17 protein-coding genes are annotated in these 14369 nt (G+C 37.1%); all 17 read right to left on the minus strand.

The window, feature by feature from the left end:
- Window positions 1-77: 77 nt before the first annotated feature.
- On the minus strand, window positions 78-908 hold the full coding sequence (locus ACESM9_RS10780; RefSeq protein ID WP_372998162.1) for a M50 family metallopeptidase: 831 nt from the start codon (window positions 906-908) through the stop codon (window positions 78-80).
- 20 nt (window positions 909-928) lie between these two features.
- A complete protein-coding gene (locus tag ACESM9_RS10785) occupies window positions 929-1663 on the minus strand; it encodes a M23 family metallopeptidase (protein WP_372998165.1) in 735 nt (244 codons plus the stop codon).
- Window positions 1664-1723: 60 nt separating this feature from the next.
- The gene (gene minE / locus ACESM9_RS10790) at window positions 1724-2008 is read right to left on the minus strand and encodes a cell division topological specificity factor MinE (protein ID WP_372998168.1); all 285 of its coding nucleotides are present in this window, start codon (window positions 2006-2008) and stop codon (window positions 1724-1726) included.
- Between the two features lie 15 nt (window positions 2009-2023).
- Window positions 2024-2824, minus strand: coding sequence for a septum site-determining protein MinD (minD, locus tag ACESM9_RS10795; protein WP_372998171.1), 801 nt, complete (start codon window positions 2822-2824; stop codon window positions 2024-2026).
- Between the two features lie 29 nt (window positions 2825-2853).
- Window positions 2854-3519, minus strand: a complete 666-nt coding sequence (gene minC / locus ACESM9_RS10800) for a septum site-determining protein MinC (RefSeq protein WP_372998174.1) — start codon at window positions 3517-3519, stop codon at window positions 2854-2856.
- Between the two features lie 688 nt (window positions 3520-4207).
- Window positions 4208-6619, minus strand: coding sequence for a penicillin-binding protein 2 (gene mrdA / locus ACESM9_RS10805; RefSeq protein WP_372998177.1), 2412 nt, complete (start codon window positions 6617-6619; stop codon window positions 4208-4210).
- Window positions 6620-6703: 84 nt separating this feature from the next.
- Entirely contained in the window at window positions 6704-7204 is a 501-nt protein-coding gene (gene mreD / locus ACESM9_RS10810; RefSeq protein ID WP_372998180.1) for a rod shape-determining protein MreD, read from the minus strand.
- Between the two features lie 64 nt (window positions 7205-7268).
- Window positions 7269-8087, minus strand: a complete 819-nt coding sequence (mreC, locus tag ACESM9_RS10815; protein ID WP_372998183.1) for a rod shape-determining protein MreC — start codon at window positions 8085-8087, stop codon at window positions 7269-7271.
- A gap of 18 nt (window positions 8088-8105) precedes the next feature.
- Window positions 8106-9137, minus strand: a complete 1032-nt coding sequence (locus ACESM9_RS10820) for a rod shape-determining protein (RefSeq protein WP_372998186.1) — start codon at window positions 9135-9137, stop codon at window positions 8106-8108.
- Between the two features lie 19 nt (window positions 9138-9156).
- Window positions 9157-9849 (minus strand): RadC family protein, encoded by a 693-nt coding sequence (gene radC / locus ACESM9_RS10825; RefSeq protein ID WP_372998208.1) that lies wholly within the window; start codon window positions 9847-9849, stop codon window positions 9157-9159.
- Between the two features lie 59 nt (window positions 9850-9908).
- On the minus strand, window positions 9909-10484 hold the full coding sequence (locus ACESM9_RS10830) for a Maf family protein (protein WP_372998189.1): 576 nt from the start codon (window positions 10482-10484) through the stop codon (window positions 9909-9911).
- 10 nt (window positions 10485-10494) lie between these two features.
- Complete coding sequence (locus ACESM9_RS10835; protein WP_372998191.1) at window positions 10495-10746, minus strand: DUF4321 domain-containing protein; 252 nt, start codon at window positions 10744-10746, stop codon at window positions 10495-10497.
- Between the two features lie 206 nt (window positions 10747-10952).
- Window positions 10953-11927 carry an RnfABCDGE type electron transport complex subunit B gene (locus tag ACESM9_RS10840; RefSeq protein ID WP_372998211.1) on the minus strand — a complete coding sequence of 325 codons (975 nt, stop codon included), beginning with the start codon at window positions 11925-11927 and terminating at the stop codon, window positions 10953-10955.
- 33 nt (window positions 11928-11960) lie between these two features.
- Window positions 11961-12533 (minus strand): electron transport complex subunit RsxA, encoded by a 573-nt coding sequence (rsxA, locus tag ACESM9_RS10845; RefSeq protein ID WP_372998195.1) that lies wholly within the window; start codon window positions 12531-12533, stop codon window positions 11961-11963.
- A 15-nt stretch (window positions 12534-12548) separates the two neighbouring features.
- Window positions 12549-13142, minus strand: a complete 594-nt coding sequence (gene rsxE / locus ACESM9_RS10850) for an electron transport complex subunit RsxE (RefSeq protein ID WP_372998198.1) — start codon at window positions 13140-13142, stop codon at window positions 12549-12551.
- Between the two features lie 20 nt (window positions 13143-13162).
- A complete protein-coding gene (locus tag ACESM9_RS10855) occupies window positions 13163-13747 on the minus strand; it encodes an RnfABCDGE type electron transport complex subunit G (protein WP_372998201.1) in 585 nt (194 codons plus the stop codon).
- Window positions 13740-14369 (minus strand): RnfABCDGE type electron transport complex subunit D (locus ACESM9_RS10860; protein WP_372998204.1); only part of this gene is annotated, 630 nt, incomplete at its 5' end. The genes ACESM9_RS10855 and ACESM9_RS10860, both read right to left, overlap by 8 nt.

Here is a 14369-nt window from a genome sequence, read left to right on the forward strand (position 1 = left end):
TTTTCATAAATGTAATCCTTTGTACTTAAATTCAAAATTAATCCTCCTATTTTTCTTAACTTACCACTATCAGTAAACTACTTCACTATATCCTTTATTTTACCATAGTATCCGTATTTCAAAAAGCCATCCATAATATCCGCTTCACAGAGTTCCTTTACCACCTCTCCTTTTTCATTGAACACCATAACCCTGCAAATATTCCCTGGGCTGAATTGTTCAACAATGCTTCTAATATATGTTTCTTCAGAAACATTTAATTGCCTTACATGCAGGTTATGAAGCCTCTTTACCTTTTTATTATTTCTATTTAGCAGATATATATAAGAACAGTTTTTTTCTTCTCTCAATGCGCCAAGAAATATGAAGAAAGCCACAGTCATATAGCTTATGGTTATTTGTCTATTAAGTATCAAGCTTATATTATATAGCAGGATAAGTATAGAAAGAATCTTTCCTGATCTGGTCATAAATTTGGTAGCACATTTATAACTATGTTTTGATAAGAGCAGATTTCTTACAATACTTCCCCCATCCAAAGGTAGTGCTGGAACAAGATTGAACAAAAAAAGAGCTGTATTATATTTTATTATTGTGCTGCTCAAGGATAAATGCTTGCCAAAAAAATAAAAAGCTATAGCAATTAGCATGCTTATAAAAGGTCCGCCTAAGGCAACAAAAAGCTCTATTCGTCCTCCATATTTTGAAATGTTCTCCGTATAAGCAATTCCCCCAAAGGGGTAGAGCTGTATCTCCAACACCTGGATATTAAAAAACTTAGCTATTATAATATGTCCCAACTCATGTAGCAGCACACTGAAAAAAATGACTAAAGCATTTTGCCAAAAGCCTAAATATGTGCTTATAAATAAAAAAAGGATAAAAGATATATTTATTTTTATCCTCACAACATGAACCTCCCAATTAATCAGGGATTGTCTATTTTATCTAATGGGTTAACCGGTATATCATTTTCCCAGATTTCAAAATGCAGATGGACTCCCGAAGATAACCCTGTATCACCCACTTCGGCAATTATATCCCCTTGCTCGATTCTCTGGTTCTTTTGTGCAATAATCTTTGAACAATGAGCATATAGTGTTTTATACTCACCATTTACTATCCAGATATATTTGCCCAAAGTGGGGTCTTCTCCCGTTTCGGTAACGATACCCGCCATGGAAGCCTTTATTTTATCTCCGTATTCGCCAGAAATATCTATTCCGTTATGCTCCCTCACAGTATTAAATACAGGATGTACTCTTTGTCCAAATTCAGAGGTTATTTCACCTTCAATGGGCATTATAAATAAACTATTGCCGCTGACAGGCAGAGAAGGAGCTTCTTTCTCCAAATCATTTCCGTCCTGCAATATTTTAGTACCATCTATGACATCCATCACACTTTGGAAATCAACCTTCCAATTTATAACTCTTTTAATACCTAGAGTAAAGTTCTTAGCAATATTAATATTGATACTGTTAATGAGCAGAACAAAGGCCAGTATAATAAGGGAGGTAAATATTTGAAGAAGCAATTTGTCAAGAAAACTCTTATCCTTGCCAATCCTAGGCCGGAACATATCTCCCATCTTTCTATACTCATTTATGTATCTTGGTCTAGGTATATTATCATTATTAAAGTTGAAGCTGTCGTTATCCATAATATCCTCCTCCATTGTTTTTTCTCTAATATATATGGGTCAAGGAGGATAATTATGCCTCTATCGGATATTTTCTTTCATCTTCTTTATCGGAATATTAGCCACTAAGGCAGGTATGGTAGAATTATCACTATCTCTCTTTGTTCGAGTCAGCTTAAATTCTAAACCTGTCTCATCAATTTCAATATAGTCTGTGATCACATTCATTATTTCACCTTTTATCATTTCCAGAAATTGAGGAGACACATTGGCTCTGTCATGTATTAAAAGGAGTTGAAGTCTTTCTTTTGCGATATCTTTGCTATTATTGCTTTCTCCTTTATTAAAAAGCCTAAACAAGTCCATTTATACTCCTCCATTCTATTTTTTTCTGAAACCAAAAACTTTTGCCAGCTTAGACATGAATCCTTCATCTGAGTCCAGATTCATGAATGGTACATTCTCTCCTAGAATTCTTTTTACTATATTCTTGTAAGCTTGTCCTGCCAGGGATTTGCTATCTGATATGGCAGGCTCTCCCCTATTGGTTGATACCACTATGTACTCATCGTCAGGAATTACCCCTAGAAGATCAATAGCAAGAATATCAACCATATCATCGATATTCATCATGTCTCCTCTTTTTACCATATCAATTTTAACTCTATTTATGATAAGCTGAGGATTCCTAAGACCATTTGCTTCCAAAAGGCCTATAATCCTGTCTGCATCTCTTACTGCCGATACCTCAGGTGTAGTTACTACAATGGATCTATTAGCTCCAACTATGGCATTTTTAAAACCCTGCTCTATCCCGGCGGGACAATCTACCAGTATATAGTCATATTCTTCTGCCAATTCTTTAGTAAGCTTTAACATTTGCTCTGGATTTACCGCATTCTTGTCCTTGGTTTGTGCAGCAGGCATTAGATAAAGGTTGGGATATCTCTTATCTTTTATAAGAGCTTGCTTCATTCTGCATATTCCATCTACTACATCAACGAGATCGTAAACAATCCTGTTTTCCAAGCCCATAACAACATCCAAATTTCTTAAGCCTATATCTGCATCCAGGAGAACTACACTTTTACCTTCCAGTGCCAAGCCAGTTCCTATGTTTGCAGTTGTAGTTGTCTTTCCAACGCCACCCTTACCCGAAGTTATTACTATTACTTCGCCCATATTATTACCTCCATTGCAAATTAATGAAATTATTTTTTGCCCAGATAGGGTTCTACTATGATCATACCTTTTCTAACTACTGCCATTTCAGGTACTTTCGATTTATACTGCTTTCCATCCGGCGGTCTGTTAATAATATCGCCAATCCTTAATTGCATAGGTTCCAGCCTGAATGCTGCTATGTATGTGTTATAATCACCCTGTGTACCAGAATGACCTGTGCCTCTCATATTTCCCATCACTATAATGCTTCCTGTGGCTTCCAAATAGGCACCTGGGTTTACATCTCCCAGCACTACTATGTTTCCATTGGCCTTAATCAATTGTCCTGATCTTATAGTACCTTTTATAAAAAGAGCTGTTTCTTCGTTTCCTAAAGATTGCTTAACAGGTTCGGGAATTAGTTGGCCTTTAGATTCTTCTTTAGAAAGTGCCGTACTTCTGCAAAGACTATCGTAGTCTCCTAAAAATTGCATTCCGTATTGATTTTGCAATATGTCAACCAGTTCTTCATATTCTCCGGGGGTTAAGTTTTTACCCTTAAAATTAACTATTTTTGCCCCCTCAAAGAAGCGCTTAGATGGTTTAATCTTATTTTCCAGCTCGTGGATAATGTCGTCAAAGATCATTTCTTCTTTTAGCACTATGTACAATCCTTCTTTAGTTCCTTTAAATACTATTGCATTGTCTTTCATCAGCATACCCCCATGAAGTTAACTATCATTATTAATTTCTTCAAATATTTTGTAATTCCTTCTTTTCTACGAGATATTTCGAAATAAAGAACACGGATTTACACGGAGGGTTCTTTTTTGAGAACACTAAAGGGCACTAAAATTACACTAAAATACACTAGACTGCTACTTAAATACTGTAGCTAAATGGAATAAGCATATGTGCAGTTCACAAAGGTATTGATTTTAGTAACTCTAAAGCTCACATCCTAACAAAAATCTAACGCCTCCCAAAGGGCGTCCTGCCCTGGAAGGCTTGGGCACCATCCGTGCTGCCCATACGATTTTTCTAAGGACATTTCGCTAAGAGTTACAGGTAAAATCAATAAATATGTTCACTTGCACATATGCTTATTCTTTAGTTACTGTGGCCTACTTATGTACCTTAGAACGATATAGTAAGTCCATATGAGATATGTGATGAAGATATTTTGCGAGCTCTTTTATCTAAATCGCATATCTCATATGAACGCTTTAGTGTCCTCTAGTGGTTTCAAAAAAACCGCAGTGTAAATCCGTGTTCTCCAAATGACCCAAAAGGAATACCCTAGTTCTCGTGTCACGCATCACGAGTCACGAGTCAAGACCTAAGAGGAATCCCCCAGGCGACGCAGCGCGCAGCAAGACTCATTAGGAATACCCCATAGCTTTACGGCTGCAATTCATTATACGGCATAATGTGATCTAAAACGTCATCTGAAGCCAAATATTCTTCTATTATTGCCCGGGCAATAGGAGCAGCCCCGCTTCCATAACCCCCCTGGAATACAACTGCTACCACAGCTATCTCTGGTTTCTCATAAGGAGCAAATGCAACAAACCATGAATGGTCATTATAATCTACATATAACTTAGGATTATTTATAGGATCTGGTCTATACTTTCCTGCTTCCGCTGTACCTGTTTTACCGGCAACAGTCACTTTACTGCCAAGAAAAGTACTCCTTGCTGTTCCGCCTGATTCAGTAGTAACAGCAAACATTCCTCGTCTTATTGCTGCTAAATCTTCAGGATCAACATCTAGTTTCTGTACTACTTCCGGTTTCTTCTCTAGTTTCACTGTTCCGTCATAAGATATGACCTTGCTTACTATATAGGGCTTATATCTTGTACCTCCATTAGCTATTGTAGCAACATAGGATGCAAGCTGCAATGGAGTTACATTGTTTAAACCCTGACCAATTGCAGCATTTAGAACATCTCCCGGTCGATATTTGCTTTCTGTTACATACCAAATTATCCTATCGATCTGATTGTCGTCTGTCACTCCTAATTCTCTAATACGATTCCTCATTTCTCTGTAGAACAAGTAGTTTGTCTGGCCTTCTTCAGGTTTTTCGTAAATCATAGCCTTTATCTTATTCTTTGCATCTTCATCTTGCAGCTTCACAGTATATGTTAAATAGCTTTCTATATATCCTTCATAAAGTTTTTGCTTATGCTTGGGGCCTTCCACCATACCCTTTGACTCAAAGGGTAGTTCTATTCCGGTATATTGACCAAAGCCAAAGGCTTCTGCATACTTTTCAAACAATTCTCCTCCAAGCCTTCTTCCTGTTTCATAGAAATAGCTGTTGCAGGATACTTTAATTGCTTTAAGCAAATTAGTAGCTCCATGAACTGCACCGTGAGAATCTGATGGAGAAATACCTGGCACTCCTGTGTACCTTCCTCTGCATATTATGGATTCCAATATGCTAATTTTATCCTCTGTAAGCCCTGCTGTGGCTGTAAGCATTTTAAAAGTTGAACCAGGAGGTAGAGGGTAGGATATAGCATTGTTTATCAATGGTTTGGGTGCATATCTATCATCAGTTGTGGGTTGTAATGAAGCCCAGTCTTTATTGCTGATGCCTGAAGCAAATAAGTTTGGATCAAATTTTGGTTCACTCGCCATAGCCAATATTTCCCCTGTATTTACATCTATAGCTACTACAGCACCAGAAAAAGTCTGCGGATATGGTTTCTTGTTTCTTGCTTCCTCAATAGCCTTTTTCAAGGATTCTTCTGCAACTTTTTGCAGTTTGCTAGCCATGGTTAATACTACTGTATCTCCCGGAGTTGGTTCAATTTCATCAATTGTAGCTATTAATGTACCCCTTGCATCTACTTCTATCTGCATTGAACCATCTGTACCCTTTAAATACTCTTCCATACTATATTCAATTCCAGATTTGCCTATCATATCCTTAGGAGTATAACCCTTCTCCATAAGCTCCTCCAGATCTGAGCTTATCTTTCCCAGATATCCTAATATGTGAGATGCAAAATCTCCGTTTGGATAATAACGCAAGGGTTTATGCATTATCTGAACCCCAGGCAGAAATATTTTGTTCTCTTCAATCATGGCTCTTGTCTCATCGCTTATGTTAGTAGCTATTTCTATGGGTTCGTAGGCAGGATATTTATTTTGTTTCAATAGGTATTTTACTGCCATTATCTTTCTGGCTTGTTCTACTGAGTATTTAGTCATATCAATCTTGTATTTTTCCGCAAGTTTGCTGAATACATTCCAGGCAGTATCATCCTCTTCAAATCCATTGTTTTTTTTCCATTTTATTTCTTCTTTTTTAAAACTATACTGATATTCATCAATCTTAAAAGGAAGCTCAACTTCATATTCATCTTGCAGTATGGAGTAAGCTTCTATATCAATGGTATCTATTGTAATATTATAATCTTCCCTCAATTTCCTGAAAGCTTCTTCGGGGGTAGCATCTACAGGAATATTATACTTTTGTTTCCACTGCAGCTCTTCATCTTGAAAGTTAAATCTTATAGGGTTTAAAAGAATGGGAATTTCATCTTTATATTTATCATCGTTTTGCTCCAGAATATTTACCACCGCCAGAGCAATATCATTGACTGTTTCATCAGGTACATCGGTTTTAAGGATGCTTAAAGAATAACTTTGTTTGTTTCCAGCTAGAATCTTTCCATATCTATCGACTATATTACCTCTGTTGGCTGTTATATTTATGTTTCTTGTTCTCACTGTTTCAGATCTTTGCTTATAATAATCCCCTTTTACTATCTGCAAATCAGCTAGCTTAAAAATCATAAATATAAATATCATAAGCGTAATCAGTTTTATAATATTTAATCGATTACTAAAATACTTCTTCAACATCCTCTTATCACCTTATCAATATATTTTATTGTTCATAAACTCTTTTTCATCTAACCTTAGTAATAACCTGTAAATTATTGGTCCTAATATGGCATTATATATACCCTGGGGAATCATTATGTTCATTAAAGCATGAGTATAGGAGACTTGGTTTTTTGTAAAATATGCAATTAGAAAGAACATATGCTGATAAATAAAAACAGCACCTATGTTAAAGACGATTGATGGTATATAACTATCTTTAAATACGTTTTCGTTGGATTGCCCTATCAGGTATCCTGTTAACATGTATGCAAGGCCGTTCACTCCTATTGCATTGCCATAAAATATATCCTGAAGCAATCCTGAGGCAAGTCCAATAAACCCACCAAATCCGCTTCCTCTCATTATGGCATAGGATGTGATTAAGATAATTGTAAAATCCGGCTTTACCCCAAAAACTCTCGTATATTGGAAAAGAGTAGATTCCAATATAAAATTCACAAAAATGATAAGACCTATAACTAAAATTCTCACAGTTTATCTCCTGCCAAAAAATATATAATTTCAATAAGGGACGCCTCAGGGGCGCCCTATTATTCTAATCTACTTCATCAGCTTTCCTTATGACAAATACTTCCTCTAATCTTTTAAAATCAACTGAGGTTTTAATTCTAACAAGCTTTTGCAGTTTCCTCTCCTGCTTTTCAACACTTTCTACCTTACCTATATATAATCCTTCTTCGAAAGTGCTAAAATCTGAGGTGATTATATCATCACCTTTTACTATATCGGATTCAAGGGGCATTATGGCAACCAGATCCGAGTCTACACTGCCTGATACTATTCCGGTATCCCTGGTTCTGTTTACAACAATGCTAACAGAGCTTCTTTCATCAATGATTGACATAACTTTAGAGTAATTCGAACCTACTTCTATAATTCTTCCTACTAAGCCCTGTCCTGTTATCACGCTGTCATTTACTTCTATCCCGTGTTTAGATCCTTTATCTATGGTAAATATATCAAACCAATTACCCGGATCCTTCCCAGTTATACTAGCACCTATATACTCATATTGAGGATTGGCTTCTTTATATTCCAGCAAAGCTCTTAGTCTGTTATTCTCCAATGCCATCTGATAAAGCTTTCTGTTTTCTTCTCTTAGCTTTGCTATTTCTTCTTTCAATGCCTCATTTTCTGCTTTCATACTCCTAAACTCAAATAAAGTATTAAAAGTATTTTTAAAAAGCTCTCCTGTCTTAAACAATACCTTCTGTACGGGAGTAACAGCGGTGCCTATTATAGATTCAAATGCTGTAGGTCTTGTCCTACCTTTGGCCGTAAAAGCCACAGTGATTACAAGAATCAAGGCAATAATTACAGTAATAACAGCTAATTTATTTTTTAAAAACCTCATCCGGTTCACACCCCAAAGTTATCTTCTATGTCTCGTATTATATGGAGAATTGTTTATCTGCTCATATTGCTCCAAAGCTTTTCCAGCTCCCATAACCACACAATCTAATGGAGAGTCTGCTATTTGAACAGGCATGCCAGTTTCTTTTCTTATAAGAGCATCTATGCCTTTCAAGTTAGCACCTCCACCGGAAATCATTATTCCTCTGTCCATTATATCTGAAGCCAGTTCTGGTGGGGTCTTCTCGAGAGTTGATTTTACCCCCTCAAGTATTGCACCTACAGGCTCTCTTAAAGCTTCTAATACTTCTGTTGAGGTTATGGTAATCGTTTTTGGAAGGCCCGTTACCAAGTCCCTTCCCCTGATATCCATTGTTTGCTCCGTTTCAATCGGGTAGGCAGAACCAATGGTTATTTTTATTTGCTCTGCAGTCCTAAGTCCAATAGCAAGATTATAATTTCTTTTTACATAGTTTACTATAGCTTCATCAAACTTGTCTCCTGCAGATCTTATAGATTTGCTTGTAACAATTCCACCTAAAGAAATTATAGCTATTTCTGTAGTTCCGCCACCTATATTCACTATCATGCTTCCAGTAGGTTCTCCAACAGGAAGTCCTGCTCCAATAGCTGCAGCCATAGGTTCTTCGATTACTTTTGCTACCTTAGCACCTGCCTGTAGAGCAGCTTCTTCCACAGCACGCTTTTCTACTTCAGTTATACCTGAAGGTACACTTACCAAAACTCTTGGTTTGCCTATGGAAACACTTTTTGATACCTGTCTTATAAAATATTTTAGCATACTCTGAGTAATATGAAAATCTGCAATTACACCATCCTTCATAGGTCTTATTGCCACAATATGACCTGGTGTTCTACCAATCATTTGTTTGGCTTCCTCACCTACTGCCTTTACAGTATCATTTTCCGTGTTTATGGCTACAACAGAGGGTTCTCTTACGACTATACCTTTACCTCTTAAATAAACAAGTGTATTAGCTGTTCCTAAATCTATTGCTATATCCTTTGAGAAAGCGTTAAATAAACCCATTTAATATTTTCCTCCTTGGTCAGAAAAGATTTTTTTCCTTTAGACTTACATAAATTCCATTTCCTATTATTATGTGATCATAAAGTTCTATTCCTAGTATTCTACCTGCTTCATATATTCTTTTTGTTAATTCAATATCATCCTTACTAGGCTGCGGATCACCACTGGGATGATTATGTGCCATAATAATGGCTGCGCTGGACTTTTTTATTGCCGGAATAAATATTTCTCTAGGATGAGCTAAAGAAGAACTCAAGCTTCCAACGGAGATTTCTTCTATGCTTATCACTTTGCATTTAATATTTAATAATATCACTTTCATATGTTCTTTGTTAAGGTATCGCATATCTTCCATGAGTATGTCAGCCGCATCCTTAGGACATTTAATATATGTATCATCCTCTGCACCATATTGAGATATCCTCTTTCCCAATTCTGCAGCGGCCATAAGCTGGGTAGCCTTCGCCAATCCAATTCCATCGATCTGGCTTAATTCTTCCACAGTGGTATTTGCAAGAAACCTTAATCCGTTATATTGTGATAAGATCTTATAGGCTAAAGACAATGCACTTTGATTTTTAATTCCAGTCCTTAGTATTATTGCCAATAATTCTGCATTTGATAACGATTTAGGCCCTCTTTTAAACATTTTTTCTCTGGGTCTTTCACTCTCAGGCAGTTCTGAAATGGTAACATTGTTCATATAATCCATCACAAAACCCACTCCCTTTTGTTTATGCAACTTTATCAATAAATTTTGACTTTAGTTTCTTAAATAGTGAGCAATTTGAAACCAAATTTTTCTAATATTTTTGAAAGTTTATAAACAGGAAGCCCAACCACATTGAAATAACAACCTTCTATCCTCTCAATCAGTAAAGAGCCTAGGCCTTGGATTGCATATGCACCTGCCTTATCAATTGGCTCTCCAGAGTTTACATAAGCTTTTATTTCATCCTGAGATAATTTTTTAAACTTAACCAGTGTCTCCTCATATTCTGTAATAGTTATCATCTCAGGAGTTTTTATTACAGATATTCCGGTTATGACACTATGAGTTGATGCACTAAGCTCTGTGAGCATAGCAATAGCATCATCTTTGTCCTTGGGTTTACCCATTATATTATCCTTATATACTATTGTGTCCGCACCTATTACCAGAGCTTTATCCTTTATATCTTTAGCTATGTTCCTGGCTTTGTTATGAGCAAAAAGCATAGCCATTTTATAAGGATCTGATTCTTCTTCCCTTTCATCGAAATCTGATGGTTTAACCTCATATTCCACACCCAGTTGAGATAGTATTTCCCTTCTCCTGGGAGAGTTTGAAGCTAGAATAATTCTCATATGTTTCCACCTACAATCTTCTATATATTATTATAGAGATTATTATTCCCAGTATTGAAAACATATTAATATTGATTGATAGACCGAAAGTTAGTTTAAGTATCCTTAGATCATAGGTATGGGGGCTGACTCCCAGGCTGTATCCATATTTGAGAATAGGGATCAGATTTCCTAAGACTTCGCCTATAAATCCGCCAATGATAATGCCGCATAATAGTATTAGCAGCAATATCCAGCCATTTCCTTTTTGATTTCTCATCATAAAGAACACCCCTCACATATACTTATTGCTTTGATGTCAAAACATCGAAAAGCCCTTTTATATTATACGGCATTATTCTATAAATTCGGTCAAAATCCTCCATTTCAGTTTATCATTTATACCATGCAACTTCAATGGGATTATAGATATTACATAATCATGGGAAAAGCGGATGCTTAAATCGCATCCGCTTTTCTTCCAATGAATTATCTCATTTCAATACATTTCTTAGGACATTTTATTGCACATTGACCGCAGCCAGTACATTTATCTTCTAAAACTTTGTGTTTTTGTTTTAGTTCGCCTTCTATGGCTTCGAATTTACATGTCTTCTTACAAATAGTACAACCTATGCATAAATCTTGATCTATATAAGCTTTCTTCCTATTACTGAAGTCGGCATATATGGTCTTAGTAGGACATACCTCTGCACAGACCATACAATTTGTGCATTTGCTGTAGTCTATCTTAGCCAGATTGTTATCAAAAGTCATTGCATCAAACTGACATGCCTTAACACATTTCTGACAACCAATGCAACCAACCTTGCAAACTTCGACTACTGCTTTGCCTTTATCCGTATTCTTGCACAATACTCTTACCAGCTTGGATACTGGTACTAATTCAATTATATGTTTAGGACATGCTTCTATGCACTTCTTGCAGGCAGTACACTTTTCTTCATCAACAACTGCCACACCGTTTATTACATGTATTGCATCAAAGGGACATACTCTCTCACAGGTTCCAAGACCTGTACAGCCAAATCGACAGCTTTTACTTCCTCCTGCCAATATCTCTGCTGCCTTACAATCCTGTATACCCTGATACTCATATTTTTCTTTTGCATTATCACAATCACCGCCGCAGATTACTCTTGCTACCATTCTCTCGCTATCTTCTGCAGCAACTCCCATTATTTCTGCAACTTTTTTTGCTAATTCAGCACCACCTACGGGACAGGCATTGACAGGTGCTTCACCCTTTGCTATAGCTTCTGCCAGAGCATCACAGCCTGCAAATCCACAACCACCGCAGTTTGCTCCAGGTAAAACAGCCCTAACTTCATCTACTTTGGGATCTGTCTCAACTGCAAACTTTTTTGAAGCATAAGCAAGGACTACGCCGAAAAACACTGCCAAGCCTCCAAGGGTAGCCACCGGCCATAATATATCATTTATCAAGGCAATTCACCTCTTTCTAAAGTTTACTCATTACAGCAAGCCGCTGAAGCCTAAGAAAGCTATGGACATCAAGCTTGCAGTAATAAGAGCTATGGGGAATCCCTCCAAAGCTTTAGGATAGGGAGCGGTTTCAAGTCTTTCTCTGATTCCTGCGAAGAGAACGATTGCCAGAGTAAAGCCTAAAGCTCCTCCGATACCATTGATCAATGTTTCAACCAAATTATAGTTACTGTCTATGTTCAATATGGCAACACCCAATACAGCACAGTTGGTGGTTATCAATGGAAGATAAACACCCAATGCCTGATACAATGTTGGGCTGGTCTTTTTTATAACCATTTCAACAAACTGTACAAGACCTGCTATAACAAGTATAAATGCTATAGTCTGCATATAGGCAATGCCTAGATTATCTAATACCAATCGTTGTACAATCCATGTCATAACTGATGCCAATGCCATAACGAATGTAACTGCAAGACCCATTCCAACAGCTGTTTCAACTTTTTTGGAAACCCCTAGGAATGGGCATATTCCCAAGAACCTGGAGAGAACAAAGTTATTTACAAATATAGCACTCAAAAGTATTACCACTAATTTCATATTCTCATCCCCTCCCTACGCCTTTTTGGCAGTTAATTTATTTACTAAAGCAATAGTTAATCCAAATACCAGGAAACCTCCGGGAGGAAGTATCAAGATTAAAGCAGGTTCAAAACCAGCTCCGAATAGGGGCATTCCTAAAAATGTTCCTGCTCCCAAAATCTCTCTTATCGAGCTTATGATTAACAGAGCCAATGTAAAACCAATTCCCATTCCTAATCCATCCATAATTGAATTCAATGGCGGATTCTTGGATGCGAAGGATTCTGCCCTTGCAAGGATGATACAGTTAACAACTATTAAAGGTATAAATATTCCCAATGCACTGTCAAGTGCTGGTGAATAAGCCTTTATAAGCATTTGAACTGCAGTAACGAATGTTGCAATAACTACAACATAAATAGGTATTCTAACTTCACTGGGCACAATCTTATTTATCATCGAGATGATAAGGTTGGATCCTATCAAAACAGCAGTAGCTGCAATACCCATTCCTATCCCATTAAAGACAGCAGTTGTTACAGCCAATGTAGGACATGTTCCCAATACCAATCTCAAAGCAGGGTTTTCCTTTATAATACCATTTGTAAAATCATTCCATAGTTTCATTCATTTCACCTCCAAAACACTTAATTGCCTGACAATTCTTTTGCTAGATTAAGTGCCTGATTCACACCATTAGTCACAGCAGAAGATGTTATAGTAGCACCTGCAATGGCAACTATTTCGTTATCTTTTGGAGTGCCATTCTTTATTACGCTAATACCGTCATTCCAATTTTTCCCGGTATACTGAGCTTGAAATTCTGGTTTAGTTGCATTTTGTCCCAATCCCGGTGTTTCGCTATTATTTCCCACATTGATTCCGGTAACTTTACCTTCGGTATCAACTCCAACCATAACTTCTATCTCACCACCGTAGCCTTTTGGGGAAGTTTTTATTGCATAACCAACAGTATTTCCATCTGCTTTTGCCTCATAAACCTCTCTAACGCTATCATAATCGGCTTTAGCTAAAAGCTCTGAAATCTCTTGTCCTTCAAGCATCGTAAACTCCTGGGCTTGAGAAAGTACGCTTCTTCGTGCCTGATCATTTGCTATAGCAGCCTGTTCTGCTATCTTATCAACTGTAATATAGTTTGTAGCTCCCAATACTACTGCAGCTACTACACAAACTATTAATAGAACTCCTGTAAGTCTTACATAATCACGCACTTTTCTTCACCTCCCCAAATTTCTTTGGCATGGTAAATCTATCGATTAAAGGAGTCGCAACATTCATAAGAAGTATTGAGTATGAAACTCCTTCAGGATATGCACCATAGAATCTTATAAGTGTTGTAAGGATACCTGCTCCTAATCCCATGATTATCTGACCTTTTGCAGTCATAGGACTTGATGAATAATCTGTTGCCATGAAAATTGCACCTAGGAACAAACCTCCAGCAAGCACATGATAAATAGCAATATATGGATCAAATCCTCCAAGAATAAAAGAGAGAATTGCAACTGTTCCAATATATGCTACAGGTGTTCTGAAGCTAATAACACCTCTATAAACCAGATATAGTCCACCTATGAGCAATGCTAGCGCAGATGTTTCTCCTATGCATCCAGCAACATTACCTACAAATAAATCCATTATGGAAGGCAAAGTATCTAATGTTCCTAAGGATAATGCTGCCAGAGGTGTTGCGCTACTTACTGCATCGGCACCGGGTGTTAAGAATGCTGAGGAAGTCATTCTTACCGGCCAGGAAGCCAATAACATGGCTCTTGCTGCTAATGCTGGGTTTATGAAATTGTGTCCTAAACCTCCAAAACAGTGTTTTGCTAC

Origin of the sequence: Lutispora sp. (assembly GCF_041687175.1) — a bacterium.
In the GTDB taxonomy this organism is placed as follows: Bacteria; Bacillota; Clostridia; order Lutisporales; family Lutisporaceae; genus Lutispora.

Bases quoted from the DNA above. Each gene is read 5' to 3' on its own strand.
- ACESM9_RS10785 (WP_372998165.1), bottom strand. From the start codon at position 1,663: ATGGATAACGACAGCTTCAACTTTAATAATGATAATATACCTAGACCA.
- minE (WP_372998168.1), bottom strand. From the start codon at position 2,008: ATGGACTTGTTTAGGCTTTTTAATAAAGGAGAAAGCAATAATAGCAAA.
- minD (WP_372998171.1), bottom strand. From the start codon at position 2,824: ATGGGCGAAGTAATAGTAATAACTTCGGGTAAGGGTGGCGTTGGAAAG.
- minC (WP_372998174.1), bottom strand. From the start codon at position 3,519: ATGAAAGACAATGCAATAGTATTTAAAGGAACTAAAGAAGGATTGTAC.
- mrdA (WP_372998177.1), bottom strand. From the start codon at position 6,619: ATGATTTTTAAGCTAGCTGATTTGCAGATAGTAAAAGGGGATTATTAT.
- mreC (WP_372998183.1), bottom strand. From the start codon at position 8,087: ATGAGGTTTTTAAAAAATAAATTAGCTGTTATTACTGTAATTATTGCC.
- ACESM9_RS10820 (WP_372998186.1), bottom strand. From the start codon at position 9,137: ATGGGTTTATTTAACGCTTTCTCAAAGGATATAGCAATAGATTTAGGA.
- radC (WP_372998208.1), bottom strand. From the start codon at position 9,849: ATGGATTATATGAACAATGTTACCATTTCAGAACTGCCTGAGAGTGAA.
- ACESM9_RS10830 (WP_372998189.1), bottom strand. From the start codon at position 10,484: ATGAGAATTATTCTAGCTTCAAACTCTCCCAGGAGAAGGGAAATACTA.
- ACESM9_RS10835 (WP_372998191.1), bottom strand. From the start codon at position 10,746: ATGATGAGAAATCAAAAAGGAAATGGCTGGATATTGCTGCTAATACTA.
- rsxA (WP_372998195.1), bottom strand. From the start codon at position 12,533: ATGAAATTAGTGGTAATACTTTTGAGTGCTATATTTGTAAATAACTTT.
- rsxE (WP_372998198.1), bottom strand. From the start codon at position 13,142: ATGAAACTATGGAATGATTTTACAAATGGTATTATAAAGGAAAACCCT.